28 protein-coding genes and 1 riboswitch are annotated in these 26604 nt (G+C 61.2%); of the genes, 17 read left to right on the top strand and 11 right to left on the bottom strand.

All coding sequences use genetic code 11. From position 1 onward, the window contains the following. Window positions 1-725: 725 nt before the first annotated feature. Window positions 726-866 (bottom strand): hypothetical protein, encoded by a 141-nt coding sequence (locus tag NKG60_RS04795; RefSeq protein WP_352662125.1) that lies wholly within the window; start codon window positions 864-866, stop codon window positions 726-728. Between the two features lie 108 nt (window positions 867-974). Here NKG60_RS04795 and NKG60_RS04790 point away from each other — a divergent pair, with 108 nt between their 5' ends. Further along, on the top strand, window positions 975-1892 hold the full coding sequence (locus NKG60_RS04790) for an NADP-dependent oxidoreductase (RefSeq protein WP_352662122.1): 918 nt from the start codon (window positions 975-977) through the stop codon (window positions 1890-1892). Between the two features lie 255 nt (window positions 1893-2147). Here the strand turns inward: NKG60_RS04790 and NKG60_RS04785 are convergent, their stop codons facing one another. Genes NKG60_RS04785 through NKG60_RS04760 form a run of 6 tightly spaced genes read right to left on the bottom strand, consistent with a single transcriptional unit; the run spans window position 2148 to window position 7338 of the window. Next, window positions 2148-2741, bottom strand: coding sequence for a HupE/UreJ family protein (locus tag NKG60_RS04785; RefSeq protein WP_352662119.1), 594 nt, complete (start codon window positions 2739-2741; stop codon window positions 2148-2150). A gap of 47 nt (window positions 2742-2788) precedes the next feature. Continuing rightward, window positions 2789-3328 carry a hypothetical protein gene (locus NKG60_RS04780; protein ID WP_352974224.1) on the bottom strand — a complete coding sequence of 180 codons (540 nt, stop codon included), beginning with the start codon at window positions 3326-3328 and terminating at the stop codon, window positions 2789-2791. A gap of 2 nt (window positions 3329-3330) precedes the next feature. Beyond that, a complete protein-coding gene (locus tag NKG60_RS04775) occupies window positions 3331-4539 on the bottom strand; it encodes an agmatinase family protein (RefSeq protein ID WP_352662113.1) in 1209 nt (402 codons plus the stop codon). 11 nt (window positions 4540-4550) lie between these two features. Beyond that, window positions 4551-5360 carry an ATP-binding cassette domain-containing protein gene (locus tag NKG60_RS04770; protein WP_352662110.1) on the bottom strand — a complete coding sequence of 270 codons (810 nt, stop codon included), beginning with the start codon at window positions 5358-5360 and terminating at the stop codon, window positions 4551-4553. Then, entirely contained in the window at window positions 5357-6259 is a 903-nt protein-coding gene (locus NKG60_RS04765) for an ABC transporter permease (RefSeq protein ID WP_352662107.1), read from the bottom strand. Before NKG60_RS04765 ends, NKG60_RS04770 begins: the two co-directional genes overlap by 4 nt. Before the next feature lie 14 nt (window positions 6260-6273). Then, complete coding sequence (locus NKG60_RS04760; protein ID WP_352866028.1) at window positions 6274-7338, bottom strand: putative urea ABC transporter substrate-binding protein; 1065 nt, start codon at window positions 7336-7338, stop codon at window positions 6274-6276. 102 nt (window positions 7339-7440) lie between these two features. After that, a riboswitch (guanidine-I (ykkC/yxkD leader) is annotated at window positions 7441-7556 on the bottom strand. A 374-nt stretch (window positions 7557-7930) separates the two neighbouring features. Between NKG60_RS04760 and NKG60_RS04755 the strand changes: the two genes are divergently transcribed. The 8 genes from NKG60_RS04755 (at window position 7931) to NKG60_RS04720 (ending at window position 13819) form a co-directional block, all read left to right on the top strand. Beyond that, the gene (locus tag NKG60_RS04755) at window positions 7931-8572 is read left to right on the top strand and encodes an NADPH-dependent F420 reductase (protein WP_352662101.1); all 642 of its coding nucleotides are present in this window, start codon (window positions 7931-7933) and stop codon (window positions 8570-8572) included. Further along, window positions 8569-10047, top strand: coding sequence for an aldehyde dehydrogenase family protein (locus tag NKG60_RS04750; protein WP_352662098.1), 1479 nt, complete (start codon window positions 8569-8571; stop codon window positions 10045-10047). The genes NKG60_RS04755 and NKG60_RS04750 overlap by 4 nt, the downstream gene beginning before the upstream one ends. A 36-nt stretch (window positions 10048-10083) precedes the next feature. Further along, window positions 10084-10428: an antibiotic biosynthesis monooxygenase family protein gene (locus NKG60_RS04745; RefSeq protein ID WP_352662095.1), complete on the top strand. Its 345-nt coding sequence runs from the start codon at window positions 10084-10086 to the stop codon at window positions 10426-10428. A gap of 8 nt (window positions 10429-10436) precedes the next feature. Beyond that, the gene (locus NKG60_RS04740; protein WP_352974220.1) at window positions 10437-11207 is read left to right on the top strand and encodes a type 1 glutamine amidotransferase domain-containing protein; all 771 of its coding nucleotides are present in this window, start codon (window positions 10437-10439) and stop codon (window positions 11205-11207) included. Window positions 11208-11351: 144 nt separating this feature from the next. Next, window positions 11352-11696: a hypothetical protein gene (locus NKG60_RS04735; protein ID WP_352662089.1), complete on the top strand. Its 345-nt coding sequence runs from the start codon at window positions 11352-11354 to the stop codon at window positions 11694-11696. Window positions 11697-11771: 75 nt separating this feature from the next. Next, window positions 11772-12566: a helix-turn-helix domain-containing protein gene (locus NKG60_RS04730; RefSeq protein ID WP_352974218.1), complete on the top strand. Its 795-nt coding sequence runs from the start codon at window positions 11772-11774 to the stop codon at window positions 12564-12566. 70 nt (window positions 12567-12636) lie between these two features. Further along, window positions 12637-12765, top strand: coding sequence for a YdeI/OmpD-associated family protein (locus NKG60_RS04725; protein WP_352866118.1), 129 nt, complete (start codon window positions 12637-12639; stop codon window positions 12763-12765). Between the two features lie 244 nt (window positions 12766-13009). After that, window positions 13010-13819 carry an MBL fold metallo-hydrolase gene (locus tag NKG60_RS04720; protein ID WP_352974217.1) on the top strand — a complete coding sequence of 270 codons (810 nt, stop codon included), beginning with the start codon at window positions 13010-13012 and terminating at the stop codon, window positions 13817-13819. Window positions 13820-13971: 152 nt separating this feature from the next. Here NKG60_RS04720 and NKG60_RS04715 read toward each other — a convergent pair whose 3' ends face one another. Further along, on the bottom strand, window positions 13972-14841 hold the full coding sequence (locus NKG60_RS04715; protein ID WP_352974216.1) for a LysR family transcriptional regulator: 870 nt from the start codon (window positions 14839-14841) through the stop codon (window positions 13972-13974). Between the two features lie 233 nt (window positions 14842-15074). On the opposite strand from NKG60_RS04715, the gene NKG60_RS04710 reads away from it, so the two are divergent. Genes NKG60_RS04710 through NKG60_RS04700 form a run of 3 tightly spaced genes read left to right on the top strand, consistent with a single transcriptional unit; the run spans window position 15075 to window position 16400 of the window. Further along, a complete protein-coding gene (locus NKG60_RS04710; protein WP_156937304.1) occupies window positions 15075-15230 on the top strand; it encodes a YjiS-like domain-containing protein in 156 nt (51 codons plus the stop codon). Window positions 15231-15240: 10 nt separating this feature from the next. Beyond that, complete coding sequence (locus NKG60_RS04705; protein WP_352974214.1) at window positions 15241-16224, top strand: aldo/keto reductase; 984 nt, start codon at window positions 15241-15243, stop codon at window positions 16222-16224. Window positions 16225-16256: 32 nt separating this feature from the next. Continuing rightward, a complete protein-coding gene (locus NKG60_RS04700; RefSeq protein ID WP_352866014.1) occupies window positions 16257-16400 on the top strand; it encodes a hypothetical protein in 144 nt (47 codons plus the stop codon). On the opposite strand, the gene NKG60_RS04695 is transcribed toward NKG60_RS04700, so the two are convergent. The 3 genes from NKG60_RS04695 to NKG60_RS04685 all read right to left on the bottom strand — a co-directional run bounded on the left by NKG60_RS04695 (window position 16385) and on the right by NKG60_RS04685 (window position 20759). Then, window positions 16385-18331, bottom strand: a complete 1947-nt coding sequence (locus NKG60_RS04695) for a calcium-binding protein (RefSeq protein WP_352974212.1) — start codon at window positions 18329-18331, stop codon at window positions 16385-16387. The two genes, NKG60_RS04700 and NKG60_RS04695, sit on opposite strands and share 16 nt — an antisense overlap. 405 nt (window positions 18332-18736) lie before the next feature. Beyond that, window positions 18737-19843, bottom strand: a complete 1107-nt coding sequence (locus tag NKG60_RS04690) for an acyltransferase family protein (RefSeq protein ID WP_352662068.1) — start codon at window positions 19841-19843, stop codon at window positions 18737-18739. A gap of 94 nt (window positions 19844-19937) precedes the next feature. Next, complete coding sequence (locus NKG60_RS04685; RefSeq protein ID WP_352662065.1) at window positions 19938-20759, bottom strand: class I SAM-dependent methyltransferase; 822 nt, start codon at window positions 20757-20759, stop codon at window positions 19938-19940. A gap of 425 nt (window positions 20760-21184) precedes the next feature. Between NKG60_RS04685 and NKG60_RS04680 the strand changes: the two genes are divergently transcribed. The 5 genes from NKG60_RS04680 to NKG60_RS04660 all read left to right on the top strand — a co-directional run bounded on the left by NKG60_RS04680 (window position 21185) and on the right by NKG60_RS04660 (window position 26604). Beyond that, window positions 21185-21895, top strand: a complete 711-nt coding sequence (locus NKG60_RS04680) for an AAA family ATPase (protein WP_352489794.1) — start codon at window positions 21185-21187, stop codon at window positions 21893-21895. 88 nt (window positions 21896-21983) lie between these two features. Continuing rightward, window positions 21984-23267, top strand: a complete 1284-nt coding sequence (locus NKG60_RS04675; protein ID WP_352662061.1) for a hypothetical protein — start codon at window positions 21984-21986, stop codon at window positions 23265-23267. Between the two features lie 287 nt (window positions 23268-23554). Continuing rightward, window positions 23555-23788 carry a Trm112 family protein gene (locus NKG60_RS04670; RefSeq protein ID WP_023675609.1) on the top strand — a complete coding sequence of 78 codons (234 nt, stop codon included), beginning with the start codon at window positions 23555-23557 and terminating at the stop codon, window positions 23786-23788. A 339-nt stretch (window positions 23789-24127) separates the two neighbouring features. Then, window positions 24128-25351 carry a glycosyltransferase family 4 protein gene (locus NKG60_RS04665; RefSeq protein WP_352662058.1) on the top strand — a complete coding sequence of 408 codons (1224 nt, stop codon included), beginning with the start codon at window positions 24128-24130 and terminating at the stop codon, window positions 25349-25351. After that, the gene (locus NKG60_RS04660) at window positions 25348-26604 is read left to right on the top strand and encodes an O-antigen ligase family protein (protein ID WP_352662056.1); all 1257 of its coding nucleotides are present in this window, start codon (window positions 25348-25350) and stop codon (window positions 26602-26604) included. Before NKG60_RS04665 ends, NKG60_RS04660 begins: the two co-directional genes overlap by 4 nt.

Raw genomic sequence — 26604 nt, 5'->3', positions numbered from 1 at the left:
ATAATTGGCGAACCTCCATCCTGGAATTGATTTTGTTGATTTATGGTGGCTACCGAGGACTCGGTGCACCGAGGTGGAATGGACCGTAGGCGCCAAGAGGCGCGCTGAGATCAAAAGCTCGATCGCGATAGGTCTGAAGCTTCTCCTGGCTAGCGGTCCACTAGCGCGCGGCTTGCATCGATTGGCGGGGCAAAGATTGGCTGCTTCCTAGTGCGAACCTCTTGAGTGTCTGTCTGGAATGACCGCAATGGCCGACAGGGGAATGGCGGCTTGTGGCGTCTGAAGAAAGATGGCGGACGTTGAGCCCGGCAGGACCAAGGTCTGGAGCGACCCTCAACGGTCCTTCTGACGGTTCCGGCGGAATGACCGCAATGCGCGGCTTGCGGACACGGCCGTGCCCGCAAGCCAAGGGGCAGGAGCAGCCCATTGCAGGATCGGGCCCTTCAAGGATCGCTGAGCGCTAGTGGCGCTATTGCGCCGCTTCCGCGAGCTGTCGGCAATACTGTGTAAGCCGACGCGTATCCAAGTTGGTCACGCCGAGCAGGAGCCCCTGCCACGGGGGTGATCGGACGCACCATTGAGAGAGGGGCGACGGAGCCAAGCCGAACGAGCGGGCGCGGCGGGCGATCTCCACGTCCGACAGAGAGGCGGTTATCGAGACAATGACGGCCAAGCCAGCGGTGGCTTCGACTTTCAGCGACTCCGACCCGACCTGCGCGAGGCCCTCAAGCAGGGCTTGCCGCCGAGACGCGTAGAGGCGCTTCATGCGCCGCAGATGCCTCGATGGCGTCCCGGACCGCCCGGTAGATCTGCGTCGCCAGCGGCGTCCTTGCGGCGCGGTCGAGATGGATGGGCACAGCAGCCATGGCGCAATGGTACCATCATTCCCGCCAATCTTGGTCCTGTTTCACGACCAGAGCCGGACATATCTACCGGCCATCGCCACGTGACAAATGACCGAGGAGACAATTCCGATGAAGGCAATCGTTGTGACGGATCAGGCCGCGGGAACGGCCGGGATGAAGCTGGCCGAGCGGCCCGAGCCGCAGGCAGCGATAAACGACGTCGTCGTTAAGGTTCATGCGTCGGGATTCGTCCCGACTGAGTTGGCGTGGCCGTCGACCTGGACCGATCGCGTCGACCGTGACCGGACGCCATCGATCCCCGGGCACGAGCTGGCCGGAGTGGTCACCGCCCTCGGTTACGGGACGACGGGACTGTCGGTGGGCCAGCGGGTATTCGGCCTCGCCGATTGGTATCGCGACGGCACCCTGGCGGAGTATGTAGCCATGGAGGCACGTAACCTCGCGCCGCTGCCGGGCGACGTCGACTTCACGGTAGGCGCAAGTTTGCCGATCTCGGGCCTGACTGCGTGGCAGGGTCTGTTCGACCATGGCCGCCTTCGGGCCGGGCGGAGCGTCCTTGCGCATGGTGCGGCCGGCGCAGTCGGGTCGATGGTGACGCAACTCGCACGGGAGGCCGGCGCCTACGTTATTGGCACCGGACGCGCAGCCGACCGTCAGAAGGCGCTCGACTTCGGCGCGAACGAGTTCGTCGACCTCGAGAACGACGCCCTGGAAGACGTCGGCGGCGTCGATCTGGTGTTCGATGTCATCGGCGGCGACATACAGAAGCGATCCGCGGGCCTGGTTCGAGCCGGAGGAACACTGGTGACCGTCGTCGGGCCGCCCGACGCGCAGCCCGCCAATGGCCTGGCAGTCGACTTCGTTGTCGAGTCCGATCGTGCTCAACTGAGTGAAATCGTCCAGCGGGTGCGGGACGGACGGCTCCGGACGAACATCGGCAACATCTCGACCCTCGATGATGCCGTTTCCGCCTTCAACCCGACCGAGCGACGCTCGGGGAAGACGATCATCCGCGTTCGTCCGTGAGCGACACGCGCTTATCGATGCACGCGGCCGACCGGCGCTGTCCAGATCGGCCGGCTGCGTCCTAGTCGCGACCCACGGCGGACCGCTCCGTACGCGCGAGACGTACGGCAAGCGGCATAGCCTCGGTCCCTGGATGCGATCAGAGTCGCTCAGACCGGGTCTTCAGGATCTGGTAAAGCATGTTTCGGATGCGCAGCCAGACGGTCAGACGCTTGATCATGCCTTCGCTTCCTGTTCATCGCAGATGCCTGCGGGTCAGATGATCTGTGCCGCCAACCCCATACCGACCACCGACGTGCCGACCCCTGCCGTGCGGATGGCTCCCGGCCAGCGCCGAAGTGTCAGGGCGGCCAACGCGCCGGTCGCGTGAAGAGCCGAGGTGGCGACCACGAAGCCAACCGCGTAAGCGATGCCGCTGGCAGTCTCGGGAATTTCGAGGCCGTGGGCATTGCCGTGGAAGAGGGCGAAAAGGGCAGTCAGCGACGCAGCCACAGCGAGCGGAAACGGCTTGGCAAGCATCATCATGGCGCCGAAGACTACCAGCGATAGCGCTATGCCCGCTTCGAGTGAGGGCAGGCCGATGCCGGCGATACCGAGCAGGGCGCCAGCGACCATCGCCGAGACAAAGCACGACGGCACGATGATGATCCCATTGCCGCCGGCGCGAGCGGCAATGATGCCTACAGCCATCATGGCAAGCAGGTGGTCCATACCGGCCAGCGGGTGCTGAAGGCCGTCTACAAACCCGTGAGCATGAAAACCGCCGCTGTGGGCGAAGGCCAATGAGGGGATGAGAGTTGTGGCGGCTGCCAAGGCGAGTCTGCCGAAGAATGAAAGCGTTTTGTTCATGGTTCCTGACCTGTTTGATAGAGGTGCGATCGGTTCAAGGCCGGTGCTCATTGTCCGGCTCCTGGCATGGTGAATTGTGCGGCGCCGGACCTGTCGGCCAGAAGCCGCGCCTCGCCGAAGTCGAGGGGCGTTTGTGCCTCGCCGTTATGGTAGACGAAGGCCAGGCGGCGCCGACGCGACGTCAGTTTCGCGGGCAGCGGGTGATAGGTGACGCCGGCGCCGCCGATCAGCGGCATGACGGCGCCGACATCGACCATGTCCTGCGTCTCGACGCGCAGGAGATGCAGCCGTACGCCGTCGGCGGTCTCGCCGACGAACGGAATCCCGGCGAGGCGCAGGAAACTGGACGGGTCGGGCGCCCGCGAAAACCCTTCGAGAAACGCGATCTCGACGAGATCGAGATCCGTCGCCCGCGCGTCGGCGGGTTCGGGCGCATGGTGGTGCGGTAGATGCGGTGTCTGCCATTGCAACGGCTTGCCGGCCGGCCCGTTGTGGCCGACCGGGTGCGGATGGTGATGATGACCGTTCGGCCCGTGATGGTGACCGTCGCTATGGTCATGGCTGTGGTGATGATGATCCTCATGCATGGTCAAAAGCTCGTCGGCTTGTCGATGATGGATTTGTGTTTGCCGAGATTGCCGTGCGCGACCATCGAACCGAGCGCCTCGACGACCACCCGCACGCCAAACAGCGCCGTGATGTCTGACGTGTCGTAGGGCGGCGACACCTCGACCACTTCCAGTCCGCAGATGCCGGGCGCCGACACCAGCCCGAGCAGCTTCAGCGCCTCGCGCGGCAGGAACCCGCCCGGCTCCGGCCAGCCCGTGCCAGGCACAAAACCGCAATCGATGCTGTCGACATCGAAGGAGATGTATACGGCGTCGGTGTCCTTCCATGCGAGATCGAGCGCGATCTCCGCCGCCTTCTCCAGCCCCATCTGTTCAATGTCGGAGATCGTCAGCACGTTCGTTCCGCGCTTTCTCGCCTCGGCCACGCCGTAGCGAGGCACCTGCCAGCCGCCGATACCGAGCTGCACCAGATTGGTGGCCGAGACGTTCGGCAGGTTTGTCGCCCAATACCAGGGCGTCGTGTGCATACGTTCGTCGAGATCCTTTTCCTGGATGTCGATGTGGCGGTCGAAATGGATGATGCCGATGCGCTTGGAGGTCACGTCGGCGATGCCGCGCACGCACGGAAATCCGATCGAATGGTCGCCGCCCAGCATGATCGGCAGCGCGCCGGACGAGGCGACATGGCTGACGCCCTTGGTGATCTGGTCGAAGCTCTTTTCGAGATTGGCGGGGATGGTGAAGACGTCGCCGGCGTCGCAGAGCGTCATCTGCTCGCGCAGGTCGACACCGAGCTCGTAATTGTAAGGCGTGTAGAGCGCCGAGATGCGGCGCATGCCTTGCGGCCCGAAGCGGGTTCCGGGCCGGTAGGTGGTGCCGCTGTCGAAAGGAATGCCCATGACGGCAGCGTCATATCTGCCGACATCGCGGACGTTCTCGACATAGGGCGCCTTGAGGAAGGTGTTGATGCCGGCGAAATGCGGCAACTCGCCTCGCGCGAATGTCGGGATCGACTTGTCGATGATCGAATCCGATCCGGGCAGGCCCATGTCGAGTGCCCATTTCTGTTCCTTGCGCCAGCCATCCTCGGGTAGCTTTCCTTCCGCCTCGATCGACTTCCAGCCCTGCATGTCGCGGATCTCGAAGTTCGGATGGTGGAGGCGTTGGCGCGGCTGGCGGTCGGTGAGCCCGGCGCGGCGATGCCGACGTTCTGGACTATCTCTATGCATGAAAACCTCCTTCACGACGCCGTCGTCGCGATTGCGCTATCAAGTCGGGTCGTCCCGACCATCGCGGCCACTTCGGCCACGTCTCGTGCGGAAGCCCGGTTCTTGCGGTCGAGCTTCAGATCGTAGGTGATCGTCGCGCCATAGGCGGACGGGAACTGGGGGTCGTGGCGCACCTTGTCGAAGACCAGCACGCGGGTGCCGAGCTTGAATGCCTCGCCGATATCATGGGTGACCATGACCACGGTCATGCCGTGCTCGGTCCATAGCTCGGTGAGGAGCTCATGCATCTCGGCACGGATGCCGGGATCGAGCGCGCCGAACGGCTCGTCGAGAAGCAGGATCCGCGGCCGGCCGAGCAAGGTCTGCGCGATCGCCAGCCGTTGCTGCATGCCACCCGACAGCGAAGCCGGATAGAGGTCGCGCGCATGGGCAAGCCCTACCCGTTCCAGCATGGTTTCGGCTTCTTGCCTGGCGCTTTTGCGCCTGGCGCCGAAGACGCGGCCGAACGGTCCGCCCGAACGGAAGTCCTCGACCAGCAGCAAGTTCTGCAGCGCGGTCAGATGCGGAAACACGGAATAGCGCTGGAAGACGATGCCGCGCTGCGGCGTCGGCTCCGGCACGATTGGCTGGTCGCCGACGACGACCACGCCGCCGCTTTGCTGTTCCTGGCCAAGCAGGATGCGCAGGAATGTCGATTTTCCACAACCGCTGGCGCCAACCAGCGACAGGAATTCACCCGCTTCGGCGGAGACGTTGACCCGTTCCAGCACACGGGCGTCGCCGTAGCTCTTCTCCAGCCCATGGACGAGGATTCGGCTCATCTGGTCCGCACCGGATGCGCCCAGGGCGAGATGATGTGAGAGAGCCGCACGAGCAGCCAGTCGGTCATCACCGCAAGCAGCGTGATCCAGGCGACGTAAGGCAGGATGACGTCCATCGACAGGTAGCGACGAACGAGGAAGATGCGGTAGCCGAGCCCCTCGGTGGAGGCGATGGCTTCTGCCGCGATCAGGAACAGCCAGGCCGGCCCAAGCGCCAGCCGTACGCAAGTGATGAGGCGCGGCATGACCTGTGGCAGCACCAGCCTGAGCACCATGGTCCAGCTGTTGCCGCCGAGCGTCTGTGCCTTGGCGACGAGCTCCGGCGGCAATTCCATCACCCGGTTGGCGATGTCGCGCACCATGACCGGTGCGACGCCGAGAGCGATCAAGGTGATCTTGGCCGTTTCGCCGAGGCCGAGCGCAATGAACAGGATCGGCAGCAGCGCCAGTGGCGGGATGACGCAGACAACTGTGACCAAGGGCAGTAGAAAGGCCCTGACGCGCGGGATGAAACCTATGGCGACGCCGAGGCTGAGCGCCACCAGCGTGGCCACGCCGACGCCGGCGAACAGCCTAATCAGGCTGGCATAGGTGTCGGCCCATAGGATCAGGTCGCCGGAGCGCTTGTCCGGCACTGTCGCCAGGTCTGAAAAGGCCGACCACATCTGTGCAGGGGAGGGCAGCAGCTTGTCGCTGGGATTGACCGCCAGCCTTTGCGCGGAAGCGAAGAGATAGGCCATCGCCACGGCGGCAAACGGCAGTGTCCCAAGCAGCAACGCTCCGCCGCGCGAGACCGTCGCGTTGATGAGGCGAAGCCGCGCTTTCGGCCTGCTAAGTTGCAGGCGCGCGATCTCGGGGCCTGTTGCGGCCTGCACGATGCCGGTTCCTCTGGCTAGCATGTCGCGCTCCCGTGTCAGAGCGTTCCGCCCGCCGCCTCTGCCATAAAGGCCGGATCGAAGCGCAGTTTGACGTTGTTGACGTCACCCAGCGTCGAGCCATCGGGGAAGCTCATGCCGATCACGTCGACGCTCGGCGCGTTGGTACCAAGAATGCCGTGGCTAAACAGGAAGTTACGCACCAGATCCATGGTCTTCGGCAGTTCGGCGCCGTTGGTGAATGCGACCGCCTTGGCAGGCTCGAAGAACATCGCCGTTGATGCAAGCTGAGCGTCGAAACCGGCAAGATCCGTCCCCGACGCCTTGGCCATCTCTTCCTTCGCCGCCTTGCCTTCGGGCGTCCCCGACGTCATCAGCGCCATGGCTTCATACCATGCACCGACAAGCGCCTTGCCCAAAGCCGGATTGTCCTTCAGCGTCGCGGTGTTGACGACCATCATGTCGATGATCTCGCCGGGAATCTCAGTCGAATCGAATACCTTGTGGGCGCCCGGCATGGCGGCGATTTCCGAGACCAGCGGATTCCAGGTGACGACGGAGGTGACATCGCTGGTGCCGTAGGCAGCGACCATGTCGGCATCGGAGGTGTTCACCACCGTAATGTCCTTTTCGGCCAACCCCACCGTCTCCAGTGCGCGCGCCAGCAGATAATGCGAGACGGAGAGCTCGACGAGATTGACCTTCTGACCGGCAATGTCTTTGAGCGCGGCCTTGTCCTTGAGGATGACCGCGTCGTTGCCGTTGGAGAAGTCGCCGACGATCAAGGCCGTCGTATCGACACCGCCGCCGGCCGGGATCGAAAGCGCATCCATGTTGGTCATCGAACAGCCGTCAAAGCCGCCGGCGGTGTACTGGTTGATGCTCTCGACATAGTCGTTGATACGGGTGATCTCGACATTGATGCCGTATTTGTCGGCCCACTTCTTCATGATGCCGCTGTCGGAAAGATAGCCCCACGGCATCCATCCGACATAGATCGACCAGCAAATCTTGAAGTCTTTCTTGGGCGCCGCTTCCGCGGCCGATATGGAGGGAAGGCTGAGTGAAGCGGCTAGGATGATTGCGGCCAGTTTGCGAAGCATTGCATACCCCTGTTTGCGATCCGGATTGCGTCCGAACGTCTGTTTGGGGGGTTCACGGAGCGCGCATCCGGGAGAGGTTCGCGCCAGCAAACCCGTGCAGGGTTCTCCCGGGATTTTGGCCCGCCGTGTTCCGCCGGATGCCTCAATGCATCTCAAGCGGTCGCGTCTCTTGGACCAGCACCGTGATCGACACGGCCGGAACCCTAGACGCTCTGCACGTGAATGACGAAGCAAGGGGCGTGCCAGTCCGGAAAGCCGTCCTGAGGCGGCTTTCCCCGGATTTGCAGGCAATCGCGTTATGCTGATGCCACAAAAGTCATCGCAACGCCGACGGATTAGGCAAAGAAAATCTAGTGTCACCAATGTGAGCCTTGTGCCCTGGGGACCTCCGCTGATGGCACCATCCTCTATGGTGCCCCACATACACGCCCAGTAGGGACACGTTCGGGGAGGGCGTGAGCGCGCGGCGGATCCGGATGCCAATTGGCGCCGACCCATGTGGCGAGTGCGCCCGATCGTGCAAGGGCAATTCGTGAAATAAGCGCGACTGCAATGATGCTAGCCAAGCCCGATCGCGTGTCGGGAGGCAGTTGTGAAAGTTGCGATCATCGGACCAGGCTCGCTCGGAAAGGCCTTGGCGAAACGTCTTGGCCTCGCCGGGCACGAAATTCGCCTCAGCTTCAGTCGTGACGAAGGTAAGTTGCGCGCAATCGCGGCAACCCTCCATGTTGGCTTCGGTGCCCCTGACGAAGTAGCGAGATGGGCCGACGTAATTGCCCTGGCGACGCCATGGCCGGCTCTCGAGTTGGCGATGGACGCGCTTGGCGATTTGGCGGGAAAGATCGTCTGGGACAATACCAATGCAGTCGCGCCTGACCTTTCCACGATGCTGCTAGGCACTACGACGTCTGTAGGCGAGGAGGTTCAGAGGCGCGCGCGGGGCGCGCTTGTCGTCAAGTGCATTCCGACCTTTGCCGAATTGCTTGACAGGGATGATCCGCGTCTCAACGGCGATCCGGTGACGAGCTATGTCGCCGGCAATGACGCTGATGCCAAGGCGGCGGTTTGCCGGCTTCTCGCCGATCTTCCGACAATGCCGGTCGATGTCGGCGATCTCACGGCCTCGCGCCTGATCGAGCCGATGATGCTGCTATTGGTCCAGCTCGCCTATCGGCGCGGGATGGGGCCGACAATTTCCTTCAATCTCATTCGACAGCACGGAACCGGTTCATGACTGATTATCTACCCGCGCGGCGCACGGCGATTCCAGTAGGACGTCTGCTGATCGATGGTCAATGGCGCGATGCCGTCAGTGGCGAGACTTCGACGACTTTTGATCCGACCACGGAGGCGGCGATCACCGATATTGCGAAGGCGGACGTCACCGACACGAGCGATGCCGTCGCGGCCGCGCAGCGGGCTTTCGAGCAAGGACCCTGGGCGCGGATGCATCATGAGGAGCGCGCCAAGATCCTGTTTCGCATCGCCGATCTGATGGACGAGCGGGCCGAGGATTTCGCGGTGCGCGAGGCGATGGACATGGGTATGCCCTATCGCGATTTCCGCGATATCATCATGCCGCACTGCTCAGGACTGTTCCGCTTTCATGGCGGGCTCGCCATGAGCGCGATGGACGGCGCCTATCGTACAAGCTACGAACCAAATATCAGGATCCTGACGCGGCGCGAGCCGCTCGGCGTGGTCGCTGCGATCACCCCGTTCAATTTTCCCCTCGCGCTGTCCTGTTCGAAGATCGCGCCGGCACTCGCGGCGGGTAACACGGTCGTTCACAAGCCTGCGACCGACACGCCCCTGACGGCCCTCGCCTTGGCGCAAGTCATCCTCGACGCGGGCGTGCCGCCGGGCGTCTACAATCTCGTCACCGGCCCGGGCGGCACCATCGGCGACGCGCTGGTCAACGATGCCCGCGTCGACAAGATCGCCTTTACCGGATCGACCGCCGTCGGCCAGGGCATCATGCGCAACGGTGCCGGGACGATGAAACACCTGACCATGGAGCTCGGCGGCAAGAGTCCCAATATCGTTTTCGCCGATGCCGATATCGATGCCGCGATACAGGCAGCCTTCTGGGGCATCTTCTGGAACAAGGGCGAAGTCTGCGTGGCCGGATCGCGCCTGCTGGTCGAACGCGCCTGCTATGACGAGGTGGTCGAGAAGCTGAGCGCCATGGCGAAGTCGGCGACGCTCGGCGATCCGCTGGACCCTGCGACGATGATCGGGCCGATCGCGTCGCGCGGCGAGTATGACAAGGTCTTGAGCTATGTCGAAGAGGGCAAGCACACCGCGCGACTGGCCGCGGGCGGCGGCACCCGCAAGGTCAATGGCAAGGGCCTTTTCATCGAACCGACCATCTTCGCCGATGCGACCAATGACCTAAGGATATCGCGCGAAGAGATTTTCGGCCCCGTCCTGCCGGTGATTCCATTCGACAACGAGGAGGACGCGATCCGGATCGCCAACGATACGAGTTACGGGCTCGCCTCGGGCATCCAGACGGGCGATCTCGGCCGTGCCTTACGTCTTGCCGACCGGATCAAGGCAGGCACGGTCTGGCTGAACTGCTGGCACAAGTACCACCCCAATGCGCCGTTCGGAGGCTTCAAGATGAGCGGCTATGGCCGCGAGCAGGGCCGCGAGGCGTGGGAAAGCTACACCCAATACAAGACGATTTGGGCAAATCTCGTTTGACCAAGTGCCTGCCATCGCCAAGAATAAGGACCAGTCATGGCTTATATCACTACGATCGACGTCCTCGGAATCACACCGAAGGAGTACCGCGCAATCCTTGATGAAATGGGCGTAGAGCTCCGACCCGAACCGGGGATCTATCTGCATTTGACCGCACCGATTGAGGGCGGCTATCGCGTCATCGAGGTGTGGGATCATCGCGAGGGATTCGAGGCATTCATGCAGGCGCGGTTGGCGCCGGCGGCGGCGGCGATCGGCTTAAACCGAGAGATGAAGGTGACGATCGAACCGCTCTACAACATCTTCGCGCCTAGGTTGGAGGAGCTGCCGCCGCTGGTCGAGGACGCGTTTTTGCGCCCCAACGCTCCCATTCCGGCCTGATATCACGCATGTCGGTCCGCGATCCCAACCCGCTCGACCCGCTGCGTCCAAAGCGGGTCGCGATGGTCCTTTCAAACCCGGCTGTGTCAACCACCACAGGCTGGCCGGTCGGATTTTGGTGGAGCGAGTTAACTCATCCCTGGCTCGCCTTCACGGAGCGCGGATACGAAGTCGCGATCTTCTCGCCTGAGGGCGGCAAATGCGAGGCGGATGCCTTGAGCGACCCGCGTGATCCGTCCGGCTATTCGGATACGGATCTGATTTCGCTCGGTTTCCTGTCGACGCCGAAACTGGTGACGCTGGTGGAGACGACCCGGTCCATCGCGGAGCTGTCGGTCGACGCGTTCGACGCGATCATCGTCGCTGGCGGCCAGGCGCCGATGTTCACCTTCGAAGGCGCAACTGAGTTGCAGCGGCTGTTCGTCGCCTTTTTCGCGGCCGGCAAGGTTGCGGCCGCCTTGTGTCATGGCGTCGCGCTGCTGCGCTACGCGCGCCTCTCAACCGGCGAGCTGCTGGCCAAAGGGCGCACTGTTACGGGGTTCGCCAATGTCGAGGAAGATTTCGCCGACAATGCCGTCTGGGAAATGGGCGCGCTGCCGCACGGTAAGCATCTGATGCCATGGCGGATCGAGGATGAGATGCGTGCGCTCGGCGCGAACTATGTTCAGGCCGGGCTGTGGCGCGATTTTGCCGTGCGCGACGGCAATTTGATCACCGGCCAGCAGAACTTCTCCGGAGCGGCGACCGCCCGTCTTGTCATCGAGGCGCTCGGTGGCTGAGGACCAAAGATCGCTCCTGTCGGTGAAGTTCGGGAGTCAAACTCGCCGTCAGGACGGCGATGCCAAACGACATCGGCCCAGTAGGATCCGGGGTCGTCCAAGAACTTCATTTCAAACAACCACAATCAGCAGCGAGGATGAACCATGGCCGTGGTGACGACACTTGATATTGCCGGCCTGACGGCGGAAGATTATAGCCGCATCCTCGATCGGGTCGGCGTGGAGAAACGGCCCGCTGGTGGCATCTACCAGCACATCTCGCATGCCACCGACGATGGCTATCGCATCATCGAGATATGGGACGACAAGGCAGGCCTGGAACTCTTCTTGCAGGGCACACTGTTTCCCGCCGCACAGGAACTGCAAATTCAGCGTGAAATGACCATTATGACCCAGACACTGCACAACATCTTTGTGCCCCGGATTGGTGAACTGACTGCCTTGGCAAATGATGCCCCTGGTGGACCGGTCAAACGGGCAAAAGTGTAGGCGTCAAGGATCGAGGATGCGGCGATCGATCATCGAAGTCCTGGAGGAACTTGCGTCCGGACGCCCGGTACAACGATGGTGACCGCCGCAAGTGCAAAGAGATTGTTCTTTCCTGCCGGCGACTATCGCCATGCGCCGGCCCGAGTCGTTCAGCTGCGTGTGATTCGCAGCGGTTCATCCTATGCAGAGATCGATCTTGGCCGCGGGCTGCGGCGCGTCTTCACCCGCCCCGGCGACCTGCTGCTCAGCCTTCCCGAGCGTGCCACGCGGTTCAAGATCGAGGAGCCGCGCGAGCTGACGATGATCACCGTTGACTCCGCGCTGGCGTCAAGGCTCCTGGTATCCGCAGCCGGGACGCTCGAGGATCTGGTGATCCTGACCGATCGACCGGTACGCGATTCGCTGGTGGCCGAGTTGTGCCGACGCCTCGAAGGCGACCCGCCAGCCAACCCCGTCATCCGCGAATGGACGCTGGGCCTGGTTTTCGCGAACCTGCTCCGTCTCGGGCATGCACGTCAGCGGCGGCAGAAATCTCCGGTCCTAACCTCGCAGCGGTTCGACCGGGTCCTCGCTACGATTGACGGCGATCTGGAAAAGGGGGTGTCGATCGACCATCTTGCCGGAATCGCGGGAATGCCACGACGCGCCTTCACCGCCGCCTTTCGCGAGGCGACGCAATTGCCGGTACATCAATTCATTTTACGCCGCCGCGTTGATCGCGCGGTCGAGCTTTTGGAAAATAGCGATCTGCCGCTGGCCGAGATTGCTCAGCACGCGGGTTTCACTCACCAGGCCCATATGAATCGCGTCGTGACCCGATTGAAAGGGCTATCGCCAGGCCGGCTGCGGTCTCGCAGGCGCGACGGCTGACTTGTGATCTATTCCAGCATCGGGATTCGAATGGCGGAGACGTGAGTTGCTGAAACGTCCGTTGGCTAAAATGCCCGACAGTTTGCCTGCAGAGCTCGAGGCCGCAAATCTGATGCATGCTTTCAAGCAACGGCCTCCCTATCAGCGCAACGATTACTTGCATTGGATCGCGCGCGCCCGTCACCCGGAAACACGCTGAAATCGCATAAATCAGATGATTGACGAGCTTACGAAGGGGGGAATCTACATGGGCATGCAATAAGAGCTGGCATCGTCGCGAAGCTAGCAGATCCGTCAACGATCATCTTCCGATAGCCTATCGAGATCGGGTGCTTTCCGCATTGATCTTCATCGATTTCCCCACGCTTTTGCGCAGAGTATGCAGAGAGCCAAATAGTGACAATCGAACCTATCCTCCATTTTTGCTTGCAGCAGGTGGCCTGATGATCGTTACATCGCAAACCAACAACGTGCTCGGCAGCACGTCGGGAAGGTGGCGCGTCTGGTCGCTCTCGGACGGTTACGTCGAGATGCCGGCGGACCTTCTGCGGGACCCGCAGGATAATCCGGTGCCGCAAGCTGCGCTGGCAGGGGCGCTTCGCCTGTCTGTCAATTGCTTCGCGCTCGCAGGTCCAGGCGTTGAGGGCGTTCTGGTCGACAGCGGAGGAGGGGGCTGGGCCCCAACAGTGGGGCGTCTTGAGCAGGCCATGGCGGAAGCCAAGATCGCCCCGGCTTCGATCACGGTCTTGGCGCTCACCCACGCCCATCAGGATCATGTGCACGGACTTTTGACCCCCGACGGCCGAGTGCTCTTTCCAAACTTGAAGGCGATTATTATTCCCGAGGCGGCTGTGCAGAGCTTTTTCGCTTACGCGGACCTTGCGCAGTTCCGGCCCCTGCTGAAGCCTGTCCAGAATGGCGACAAGGTGGGTGACCGATTGAGGGCGGTCGCCTTGCCCGGTCATGCTGCCGGTCATACCGGCTACGGGTTCGACACGGACGAGGACCGTTTCCTATTCTTCGGGGACGTCGTTCATGTGCCGGCCTTGCAGTTCGGCAATCCCGCGTTCAGTTGGGGCTATGACGACGATCAGCTGACCGCGCGCACAACCCGCCTAAAGGTTCTCAGTGACGCGGCCGAGGCAGGGACGTGGATCGGCGGCGCGCACCTTGGCTGGCCGGGCATCGGCCGCGTGGTGCGCAAGGGCGAAGCATACGGCTATGAGCCCGCAGAAGGACGAGTGACCGGATAGGCGGCTCGGTTTATACCGCTCTCTTCGCCCAAGGCAAGGATCTCGACGAGCAGCGCGCCGCACTCCGGCGTCCTCAACGGCGGCGGCACCATCGTTCGGCCTACCAAAATATCTGATTCTTGATCCGCCGGCGGCCGATCGACGCCTGAGGCTTACCGGATCGGCGTCTCGCCGCGAAACAGCGGCTGGTGCGCCCGCATCACGGCGGCGATCCGGTCGGCGACTTTCCGTACCGGCGGGGAGTGACGTTCCTCGTGATGGGTGACGATCCATTGGTCGGTTTCGAGTTCGGGGATAGGCTGAGCGACGCGAACCAGCCGCGGATCGCTGTCACCGACGAAGCACGGAAAGACCGAAAGCCCGGCGCCGGCGGCCACCAGTTCGCGCACCGAATGGGTGTTGTTGCCGCGTACGGCGATGCGGTCGCCGTGATGGGCTTGCAGCCAGCGCGCCGAGGCAATGTTGGCGCCTTCGCCGGTGACGCCGACGAACAAACCGGCGGCGATGCCGTTGATCAGGTGGCGTCCGGAATAAATGGCGTGGGCGACCTTGCCGCTCTGACGGCCGGCAAGCCATTGCTCGGTCGGGCGCTCGCTGCGGATGCCGACGTCGGCGGCGCGGCGGCCGATATCGACCCGGTCGGTGGTGGTCACGAGTTCCACCCTTATGCCGTCATCGACCGTCCAGATCTCGCCGATATGGGCGGAAACGAAGGCCGAGGTCCATGGCCCGGCCGAGACGCGGACAATGCGGTCGGGCAGGTTTCCCTCGCGCCAGCGGGTCAGCGACTGCATTGCCGCCTCGACGTCTTCGGCGCGCCGCAGCAGTTCCTCGCCGACCGGGGTCAGCCGGTAGCCGGTCTGCTGACGCACGAACAGAGGTTCGCCGATCTGCTTTTCGAGCGCGGTGACGCGTCGTCCAAGCGTGGCTGCGCTGAGGCGCGTGGTTCCCGTCGCTGCGCTCAAGCCACCCAGCCGCGCAACGTCGAGAAACAACCTCAGATCGTCCCAGCCGATATCCATTTTGCAGAAATGAAAAACTCGTTGCGACGGTGGCTGTAGCGCGAAGCGGGCATCACGCGCAAGTATGCAGGCGTTGGAGGCGTTGGACAATCCTGCCTAGCGGGACAGGGACACAAGCGCCTCCGCTGGCCAAGAAGCGAGCGCAGCCCTTTCGATCGCGCATGCGATTGGCGCAGATGTTTTGCGCTTTCGACCAACCCAGGTGGGCATTCTGCGGGCCAAAGGAGACGATCATGTTGGATGAACTTCGATACCGTTTCGCCCGCTGGATTGCCTATCGCCAGACGCTTGCGAGCTTGAGGCAGGCCCGGGACAGCACACTGGCGGATGCCGGCATTTCTCGCGAAGAGATCCGCGAACGTGCCCGCCACGCCAGCTTGCGTCGTTGAGGAGGCGGGCATGCAGATGATGGAGCTTTGGGATGGCCGCTCGGTACCGCGCATCGGCATCGGCACCTGGGCGGCGGGTGGCCCCGCGCGCTGGCGTGACACGGCGACAGTCTATGGCGAGGTCGACGACGTCAGGTCGCAAGCCGCTCTGGCGATGGCCTATGAGATCGGCGCGCGGGTGTTCGATACGGCTGCCGCCTATGGCGCCGGCAATGCCGAACTGATCCTCGGGCGGGCGTTGAAGAATAAGGACGAAGCCATCATCGTCACCAAGGTCGGCTATTTCGGTGATCCCCAAACGCGCAAGATCGCACCCGAGGATGCCTCTGCCGCGGCGATCCGGACATCGATCGACAATTCGCGGCAGCGCCTGCAGCGCGATTGTGTCGACGTCGTGCTGCTACATATCAACGAGTATCCGATCGAGCGCGCCGGCGAGGTGTTCGATACGCTCGGCCTGTTGCGCCAGGAGGGCAAGATCGGCGGCTTCGGCTGGAGCACCGATCACCGCGAACGGCTTGCCGCCTACGCGCCGCGCGAGGGGTTCGTCGCCGTAGAGAACGACTTCAATGTGTTTACCCCGGCAAACGAGCTGATGGCCGTTGCGGCGCGCGAGAACCTCGTCTCGTTCAGCCGGCTGCCCCTGGCAATGGGGCTGCTCACCGGCAAATACACGCCGGCCATGCGGCTGCCCACCAACGATGTGCGCGGCGGGAATGCCGAATGGATGGTGTTTTTCAGGGATGGCACCGCCAACCCGCACTATCTGTCAAGGCTCTCGGCAATCCGCGACCTGCTCGCCTCGGGCGGTCGCACGCTTGCGCAGGGCGCGCTCGGCTGGATACTTGCCAAATCGGCAATCGCCCTGCCGGTTCCCGGCTTCACGCGGCCCGAGCAGGTCGCGGACAATCTCGGGGCGCTGGAAAAAGGGCCGCTGCCGGCGGCGGTGATGGCCGAGATCGACGCCGTGCTGAAAGTTGCCGAGACCGCTTAGGGTGTGGCGGCGCCGAAATTCGCATTGGCGATATGCCGGCCAACTTCGATCTGTCGGATGTCAGCCGATATCGCATCTTCCTTGATCAAGCTTCCGTGGCGCAATTGAACAAGGACGGAGCGGCGGACACGCTCGAGTTGAAGGTCCGCCGCTCTGGTTTTCAGATCAAAGAGTGATGCTGCAACGGGAGATGGGTAGCGAACTGCGCTTGAGCTGCGCCGCCGACCGCGTCGCTGTCGATCGAGAGCGACCCGGTTGAGCTGTCAAAGATGATGTGGTGGGAACCATCATCCGTGGCCGTACCAGCAGGGGAAGTATGCAATGAAAGCCCGCCCGACTTAAGCTCGGTAAGAGCGGCTTGATCGAGGTGGAGCTTGTCCTGAAGCTTGCTGAAATCGAAGGCATCGTTGCCTCCGTGGCTAGACATGATTTCGGCGGCAGCGCCGTTCTTTGCCTGGGCGCCGACACTTTCATCGGGCTGGACGGTTTGCGCGAACCCGTGGCGGATCAGGCTGGTTGCCGTCTTGTCGGATGGATCGTTGGTCGGGAGAAGCTCCGAGCCGGCCGAAAGAGAATGGCTCAACGAGGCCAATATGCGGTCAACGCTGCTGCCCTCGCTTACCTTGTCGCCGGCATTGTCGTGGGTGGTGTCAGTCGAACTGCCGTCGGTGGCGAAGAGGTGCGACCGCGCGGTCTTACCATGACTGTCATCGCCGGTGGTGGCGGCGGTAGCAGTCGAACTGCTATTGCCAGCAAGGAATTGCGAAAGCGCGGTCTTGCTGTGGCTGCCATCGCTGGTGATAGCGCCAGAGGCGGCGGAATCAGTCGAACTACCATTGCCAGAGAGGAGGTGCGAAAACGCGCTCTTGCCATGGCTGCCATCGCTGGTGGTAGCGCCGGAGGCGGCGGTGACAGTCGAACTGCCGTCGCTGGCGAGGAGTTGCGACAGCGCGGTCTTGCTGTGGCTGCCATCGCTGGTGATAGCGCCAGAGGCGGCGGTATCAGTCGAACTACCATTGCCGGCGAGGAGGTGCGAAAACGCGCTCTTGCCATGGCTGCCATCGCTGGTGGTGGCTTCGGAAGGGGCGGTTGCGGTCGAGGTGCTGCCGCTGGAGGTGGTCTCGGCCGGGGCTGTGGCGGTCGAGGTGCTGCCGCTGGAGGTGGCCTCGGAAGGGGCGGTGGCGGTCGAGGTGCTGCCGCCGGTGGTGGCCTCGGTAGGGGCGGTCGCAGTCGAGGTGCTGCCGCCAGTGGTGGCCTCGGCCGGGGCGGTGGCAGTCGAGGTGTTGCCGCCGGTGGTGGCCTCGGAAGGGACCGTCGCCGTGGAAATGGGATCAGTGGCCGCAGCTTCGGAAGGAGCAGTCCCGGCAGTGCTGAGATTGTGTTGCCGGAAAACGGCCTGCAGTTCCGGGGAGCTTTCAAGCGCGGTGTCGCCGCGCTGCGAACCCCAGGCGTATGCGTACTCGAAGGCGGGTGACGGAACCAGCTTGGCCCAGTGGTCCATCATGGTTTCCATCTGGGCGGCGGTGGGCACGACATATTTGCCACCCATGTCGGTGTTATAGTCGCCGCCTCCAAACGTCTGGTAGCCTGGAACGATCTTGCTCGTCGGGATGCCCGACGCCTGAGCGGCGGCGACGAATTTGTCGATCATGTTGTAGTCGACCGCGCCATCCGTGCGGACAGGATAGACATCCACGCCGTAGTAATCGATACCCGTATTGGCGGGATTGTACGTGCCCGAAAAATCCGGATTCGCCGACGTTCCCAAGCTCATCATTGTGATGTAGGTCTTGCCGTCCGGCACATTGGAATGAATCCAGTCGGATTCTGCCTTCAGATTTGCGGCAGAGGCATAAGTGCCCCATTGGCCGGTGGGATCCGGCTCGTCGACAAGGAAGAAGCCGAACAGCTTAGGATTGCCGATGAAGGGCGTGACCTTGTCGATAAACGATTGGGTTACTCCGTCGGTTTCGTTCAGATAGACCAAGCCTTTCATACCGTCCGGCAGCGCATTGAGCTGGTCAACGGATGAAACGTCAGCCAGGTTGAATCCGGCTTGAGCAATTTCCGTGCCTGATCCGCCTGACGTGTAATGCAGAGTTGTCATCCAATATTCCTTTTTCTGTTTCGACAGCGCCCTACCTACAGACAGCGTATATTAGCGCCAAATCACATACCGGCACTCGGTGTGAGAATCTTTGATCGTAAGTTGATACACATCGCGACGTTCTCGCTGATAAGCCCTTCGATGGGTGTCAGGTCGCAAGAGAGTCTCGCGCCATGTGTCGGACCTGGCGTGCGCTATCTGGGGCGCGCATCGCTGCTCTTGAAGCTCCGGTCTATCTTGAAGAAGGGCCTCGTCATGCCAGGTGCTGGGGTATCGGCTGAGCCGTCAACGAAATCGGAAGCGGGACGCATCCAGTGTGCAGTACAGCCGTGCCAAGCCCAGATGCTCCGGTGTTTCGCGATTAACGCGAATCTTTCTGGGACACCCGCCGAGAGCTTGCGATCATCATGTTCGTGCGGAAGAGGCTGGCCGGATTGGCTGCGAGGCTGGCGCAAGGCGATATATCCCGGACATCAGGGCGCGGACGAGCGGCTTGCGTACCGGCGTCTCGATGAAGCGCCAGACGAGAAAAGAGGCAAGGAGGACCCCGGCCAATACAGCGGCGAATGCGGCGTCCTTGCCGATATGCGGCGCCAGCGCGTTAAGCGAAATATAGCCAATGTACTGATGCAAAAGATACAGCGGATAAGTCAACCCTCCGAGCATCATGACGGTCTTGGATGGAGCAATCATGGAGCGGAGCAGTATCGCGCCAGCGAAGACTCCGTAGACCACTATATTGGCAACGAGGAGGGCAGGATACGAAATGGCTGCCCCAAAGTGCTCCTGCATCCAGTTGTGAGAGAACATTATGGTCTGGCAAGACACCAGGAACGCGACGGCAAGAAGCAGGAACGCAGCCGGCGAACGACCCCTTGCAACGATGTCTTCCGCGAGGATGCCGGCGGCAAACAAAGGCGCATAGTTTGTAATAAAAAGAATGCGTATCGCCATGTTTCCAAAGAAGAACTCGTTGCTTGCCGAAATTGCGAGCCAGATGGCAGCGATGGGTATTTTCCAGCGCTGAAAGGCACCTGCAAAGATCAGCACCGCAACCCAGCCGTAGAACAGGATCTCGAGCATGATCGACCAATAGGCGCCATCCATGGATGGTCTGCCGAAGAGGCGAGCGAACATGGAGAGATTGGCTATATAGGTGGCAACATCAGTCGGGAAACGCTGGTCTTTGGCGACGACGAGAAAAACAAACGTCGCGGTCATGCAGACGAGGAATCCTGGATAAAGCCGGGCGAAGCGGGCGACCGCGAATTCTTGCCAGGTTCGACCTTCGGCCGACCACGCGATGACGAAACCGCTGATCAGGAAAAACAGATTGACGCCGAGATAACCATAGATGGCGTAAGGTGCTGCGGCAGGATATTCCACATCGAGACTTCCGGCGATCGCGCCGCCAAAAAGATAATGATAGAGCACGACCGCGAGGGCTGCAGCCAGGCGCAGCAGGTCGAGTGATGCCATGCGCGCCGGAATGGCCTTGCCTGCCGGTTCCACAGCTACCTCCCGCAGCCGTTTCAGCTTTTGACAACCATCAGCGGCCTGATCCGCAGTACCAGTGCTAACGCGAAGACTGCAAACCGGCGGCAGGTCAAGCCTTTACCTTCTCAAGTACGAACAGCTGCTCGCAGGACAGGAACCGCAGGACGCTAAAAGAGCGTACCAGCTTGAGCCCCGCCGCCGCGAAATCCTGTCGTGCAACGGTGAGATTGACGGGATGAGGCGCCGACATCCTTCCGGTGATCATCTTTCGCAGCCTTAGCCGTATTCTCTGGAGGCGGGTGCCAAGGCCGTAGGATACGATCAGGCGACGGCTGGCAACGCGCGCGAGCTCAATGATAATGTCGCGCCTGAGATGTGGCGGGATAAGGTGAATGAGGCGAAGACAGACCACCGTATCAAAGCTTTCGTCGGCGAACGGCAGCTGCGTCACGTCACATCGGATGAATCCCCGAAATCCGGATTGACCTTCATATGCTGATTTAGCCAAGGCCATCATTTCCATTGAAATGTCTGCAGCCAGCACCTGACAATCATGCTGGCCCAGCACGCCGGCCAGCTTCCCGGTTCCGCATGGGATATCGAGCACCTGAGACGGAGGCGGGCTGCACCTCTCCAGCGCCTTGGCGATGCAGCGTTGCTCCCGTCGCGCAATGACGTATGACGCAACGGTGGACAGCTTCAACCGGCCTGTATAGCCGTTCAGGTACCAGCTCGCAAAACTCGGATCTTGGTATCTCTGTTTTGTCGGGAGCTCATAGGCCGCGACTGCCGCGACCTTGGCGTTGTAATTGGCAGGTATAACCGTATTTGCCGCTGCCGTCTGATGTGCCTCGAGGTTCTCGCTCATATGCCTGCTTTCATACGATTTCTCCTGCAGATGAGATCGAAGATTTTTGTCCGACACGTTCATTGGATAGCCGACCAAGCTGCCCTATTGGCGATAGAGGGGATAAACGGCCAGTTGGCTGCGTCCATCACAGAGAAGGTTTCCAGAAGGCTGGGTGTCTCGCATCCCTCGAACGGATGAGACATGGCGAACTCATGACTGCCGCGCCCTCGCGGAAGTGTGCTGGGGAATAGGGCTACTGCACACCCCTGTCGGAGACGGAACGGTAAACGGACGGAAGGCAATCCGGAAGGATAGTGACCGAAACGCACTCCTTCCGTTCACGATTTTGGCGTCCGTCGATATCCTAACGTGACCACACCGTCATTCATACGGATGGCGCGGATTCCTGGCTCGTCGGCTAGACATCCCAGGAAGAGATGGGCGTTCGCTTCAGCAAATGGACATGACGTCACTGCCAGTAGGCTTCCCTCAGTCTGGATTGAAAGATGATCTTGGAGCTATTTGGGCCGTCCGGTGCTGGTAAGACGACGTTAGCGTCCGAGCTGGTGCACGTTTTGCGAGCTCAGGGCTACTGTGTTGTTTTGCAGACCGGTGACCGCCGACATCCGGTTAGAAGGGCCGCCTTCAAACTGGTCTCCGGCTTGCATTCAAAGTGGATCGGACAGCGTTCTCTCGGTGCAGAAGTGCTTAAGATTCTTCCACCCAAGAATGAGCTGTGGGCGGCTCGCCTGAACTGGCACCTTGAAGCTCTTCTTCAAGCTTGGCGCGCGGCAATAGCGTCCAATGACACGATCTCAATTTTTGACCAGGGTATGGTGCAATTCGTATGTTCACTGGTTTTGTTCAGCGGCATAACGGATCGTGAAAGGGTGTCGCGCGCGCTTGAGCTTCTACCCAAACCGGATCTGCTTGTCCGATTGCAGGCGCCAAGAGAAATTCTAGAGGTCCGTCTGAAGGAACGCCGGCGTAACCTCGGTATCATTCAGAAGTTCCTCGAAGTCGATCTGCAGAGCAGTCTTGATCATATTGACCACGTTAATCTCATTGAGGAACAACTTGGATCGTTTCCGGTGCCAACAACTTGCGTCGAAAGTTTAGATTCGAACGGGCTCACAGCCGCCACAGAAATGATAGCGCGTGGAGTAATCGACAAGTTCGGCGCGGCGCGGGCGAAATTTAAAAGAGTTGAAGCTTAGAGAGATGGCGGTTTTGAAGCGTCGACAGGAAGATATCCAATAATATGGAATCAAATTATTGAAAAGGAACCGCGCGAGTTGACATGACATGCGCTTTTCTCGCTACCAGACTGCCTTGGCGTTGACGTTAGCTGCTGTCAGCGCGATATCCATAGTTATCCACGGGGCGGTGAGTGGAGAGGACGTCGCATCGACAAAGTTCGTCGCGCCGGTAGCCATGGACCTGCCGGATTACCTGCATGCCGCGAAGGATGCGGCATTTGGCACAACTTTCACCCGAATAACCAAACCCGGAATCCTCGGCGCCGGCATCGCATGCGGGAGCAAATATTGCAGCCACCGCTATTCGAGCGCCCAGGCCTGGAATTCGGATCAGAGCCTTCTTGTCATCAGCAACGGCTGCGGCGGCTTATGCTTCCTGGATGGGCGCACCTACGCCCCGCTTTTTCGCCGTGATCGATCGATCGAATGCGAATGGCATCCTCACGATCCCGACCTGATGATCTGCGTCGGTGGCCGGAAAATCTCGACCTGGGCGCCACGCACCAATCATGAGGAGGTCCTGTTTGTTTCGACTGACAGTAGCAATCTCCAGTTCGGGCCATATAAGGGCAATCCAAGCCGTGACGGCAGCCGTATTGCCGTACGCGCGCTTCGCCGGGACGGCAAAGCGGTGGTCTTTGCCTACGATCTCAAACAGCGGCGGAAATTTCCGGAAATCGATCTCGCACAGCTTGTCGGCGCCAACAACGCCTGCTCAATCTCGCCGCTGGGCGTCAACATCTTATGTATTCAGAGCCTGAAAGACGACACTGAACAGACGTTCATCTTTTCTGTTGACGGCGTTCTGCGCCAGACATGGACTGAGCATCATCGGCCTGGCCATGGCGACATGACCGTCGATGCCGACGGCAGCGAAATCTATGTGGGGATCAGTAAGTCCGATCCGGACAAATTCCAGGTGATCAAGCGAAGGCTGTCAGATGGGAAAGTCACCTCGCTCATGAGATATGGTGAAGCACAGCATGCATCGCTCAGGTCGCTGGACAGGCCCGGTTGGGTATTCCTTAGCTATTCGGGCAATCCGGACGAAGTATCGAAATATCCGGCTTGGGCGCCATATGCGCGGGAAGTCATCGCGCTGCGCATCGACGGCAGCGGAGAGGTCCGGCGCATTGTGCAGACGAACAATGTTCCATTTGACTACTGGAGTGAGACCCACGCCTCGCCGTCCCCGGACGGTTCACAGGTGATCTGGTCAAGCAATTGGGGAGTACCCGGCGGCCCGGTTTACGATTTCGTCGCCCGTATTGACTGGCCGGAAGGATCAGACACTGGCTCGAGAGCATTAGCCGCGAGCGGTCTTCAATAACGAAACCTTCCGGTCACCTATGGCGCCGATCGTGCTTGCTCCATTCACGCTTTTACCCGCCTCACGTTCAGCTTCGCCGCCATACGGCTCCGTTCAATGTCGATTCATTCAAACGGACGACGACAGTGGCCAAGCCTGCACCTAGCGTGATTGTGCAATTTGCAAGGCTTATGACACTTGCCGGAATCCTACGAATTACAGCGATGACGTCGGGTGACGGCTTGTATCGCGAAGGGCGCTCGCGCCGGAGTTCACTGTTGATGTCACGGCCGAGAAAGGAATAGCAGATGGATACGGACAAGCGAGCCGAAGAGAATGCCTCTTTCAACCCTGAGTTGTTAGAATGGTTGGTATGCCCAATGACCAAGGGCTCACTTGCCTGGGATTCGGACCGCGATGAACTCGTTTCGAAGAGCGCAGGACTTGCCTATCCGGTTCGCGACGGCATTCCAATCCTGCTAGCCTCGGAGGCACGCACGATCACCTCCCGCGTGGTCAAACTTCGCGCATCCAGACGATGATGGGAGCCGCGCTAAAGTAGGCGGCTTTCCGACGACAGCCAGCAATGACAGGAAAGTGTGCCGCGGAGCGCGAGCCGTTTGTCAGTGGACCACTCTGCGCTCGGCACCCGGGGCAGCGGCGACTTCTTTGATGCAGCGCGCGGCGACCTGAACCGGCTGGGTACGGCGGCCCGTTGCCGGGACAGGGTTTGCGTCATTTAAACAGACGAGGACAGTGGCAAGACCTGCCCCTACCGTGACCTTGGGCGAGATGGGTAGCGAAACCAACACCATGAAAGCAAATTCAAGGGCCGGCCACTTCGCGCGATCGGGCTACAGCGAACGGTCAGGAGACGCAGGATGAATCCGCATCTCGTGTGTGTCGGAGGCGAGGATCATGCCCTGCGAATTCCGTTCCTGATGTCGCTGCGAGAGAAAGGATTCCGGGTTACTGCGGTGTCGAGCGGCGGTGAAGCCGCATTCCTGCGGCATGGCATTCCGCATCGCAGCTACGGTTTCGACCGATTTTCCAGCAGCAGCGGAGAATGGGCCGCCATCAGCACCATTCGAAAGCTGATGGCGGAACTCCGGCCGGACATTATCCAAAGCTTCGACACCAAGCCCAACCTGGTGACGCCACTTGCGGTGCGCGGGAGCGTTCCAGTCGTGCGCACAATCAATGGTCTGGGCTGGACGTTCTCGTCCCTGGAACCGCGCGCCCTTGCCCTGCGCCCAATCTTTTGCGGACTGCAATGGCTTTCGTCGTTATGGACGGCGGCTACGGTGTTCCAGAATCGGGACGATCAGGCATTCTTTGAACGTTACCGACTGATCGGACGCGGCAGCGGACGAGTGATCCGCAGTTCTGGAATCGACGTCGATGCGTTCGCCATGGCAAGGCATCTTGCCCCGTCGGCGATGAAAATGCGCGAAGAGTTTGGGCTCCAATCCGCCGAGATCGTGATTTTTGTCGGCCGGCTAACGCGCCAGAAAGGCATCCCGACACTCCTCAAGGCAGTCCCTCGCATCCTGTCGGAAAGGCCCAATGCCCGTTTCGTGCTTGTCGGGCCATTGGAATCCGAGGGCCCGTTTGCAGTGGACAAGGCGGAGATCGATCGACATGTGCCGCATGTCATCGCATTGGGTCCACGACGCGACGTTCCTGCCCTTCTTGGCATGGCCGATCTGTTCGCCTTTCCAACACAATACCGAGAAGGGATTCCGCGCGTCCTGCTGGAGGCAGGGCTCGCAGGATTGCCTATCGTCGCCTCGATGATGCCTGGTTGCAATGAGGTGGTCGAGGACGGATGGAACGGCCATCTCGTCCCCCCGCACGATGCGAATAGCCTTGCCTCTCGAATTATAGAGGTCCTGTCCGACCGCCGGAAGGGAACGACCATGGGCGCTCGCTCTGTCGAGCTCGTCCGGACGCAGTTCTCGCTACCCTGGGTGGTCGAGCAATATTGCGATCTCTACGACAATGTCCTTAGTGCCAAATCCCGGGGCGGCTTCGCTCGGCCGGCATCGCCGGTGTTGCTTGAAGAGCCTGCTGCAAACCGCGGATCGGGCGGAGCGCGCCGATGATCCGGGACGCGATCCTGGCCTGCGGCGTGGCCATGTCGTATGCGGCGCAGCTCTCAGTTCCGGGCTTGCCCTTCGGCTATGGCGAATTGTTTCTCGCGCTTTGGATCATGCTGTCGATCGGGCGGGTGCTCGCCGGCGGTCACTTGGTCGTCAGGCCCGCCCTGATTCGTGTTGCTGGCTTCTGGCTGATCATCACGCTCGCTCTGAGTATTGGCACCATCGTCGGCTATCTGACCATGGTGCTGTATCTGTCGGTGGTGATGCACGATGTCGTAGCCTACCTGCTGCTAATCTGCGTCACCTGCCTGGCCGCCGCGGAGCCCGACGCGGATCGCCGTCTGCGCAGTGCTGCCTGGTGGGTGGTCGCTATCGCGAATGCATGCTTTATTGTTCAGCTGGCACTTGGATGGGGTTGGATCCACCAATCCGGCGTCGATCCCTGGTACTGGGATCGCTTCCGAGGCTGGTCAGAGAACCCCAACCAGCTCGCGCTCTATTGCGCACTCTTTGGTCCGCTCGCCTTGCATCTTGCGACGACCACAAGCAAGCCGTGGGCGAGGTTAGCCGGGCTCAGCAGCCTTATCCTGATCATCTATGTCGGAAGGCTGACGAAGAGTGATACCTATCTTTACACGACGGTCCTGGTCGGCCTGATATTTGTTGGGCTGCGGGTTCGGACATGGCTCGCAGCCGGTGACGGCAAGGTCAGCCTGTCCCGGCAAATTACCCTCCTGCTGATGATTGGCTTCCTTCCGTTGGCCATGTCGATGACGCCTTACATCGTCACGGAGGCGGGCAGCGTCGAACAGTTCGCCTTGAGTCTTACCAAGGACAAGGGCGGCGAAGCGACCGCCGAAACAGCTGCACTTCGAATCCATCTCTGGGGAGATGCATTGGGCAAGGGCCTAACGTCAGGATCCCTGGGCCTCGGTCCTGGCCCGCATCTGGAGCGCCCGCCCGTCGGCGACAGCCAATTTCTGCCCCGGCCTTTCGAGGCTCACAACACGATTCTCGATCTGTACACTCAAGGTGGTTTGATTGCGGTCCTGGCCCTGGCCTGGATCGTCGGCGCGGCGGCTTTATGCGCATGGCGTGCGAAGCTCGATGCCCTGTTCGTGCTGGTGGTGTCGATCGTCATCTTCGGAACGCCACATCTGATCATCCGCCATCCAATCGTGTGGTTTGCGCTTACCATTTGCCTGGTTGCCGGAACGCCTCGAACGATTTCGGCAACCTCTAGCGACCTGAGGTGA

The sequence above is a fragment of the Mesorhizobium sp. M1428 genome, from assembly GCF_040317515.1.
GTDB lineage: Bacteria > Pseudomonadota > Alphaproteobacteria > Rhizobiales > Rhizobiaceae > Mesorhizobium.
This window is presented reverse-complemented; position numbering and strand designations above follow the sequence as displayed.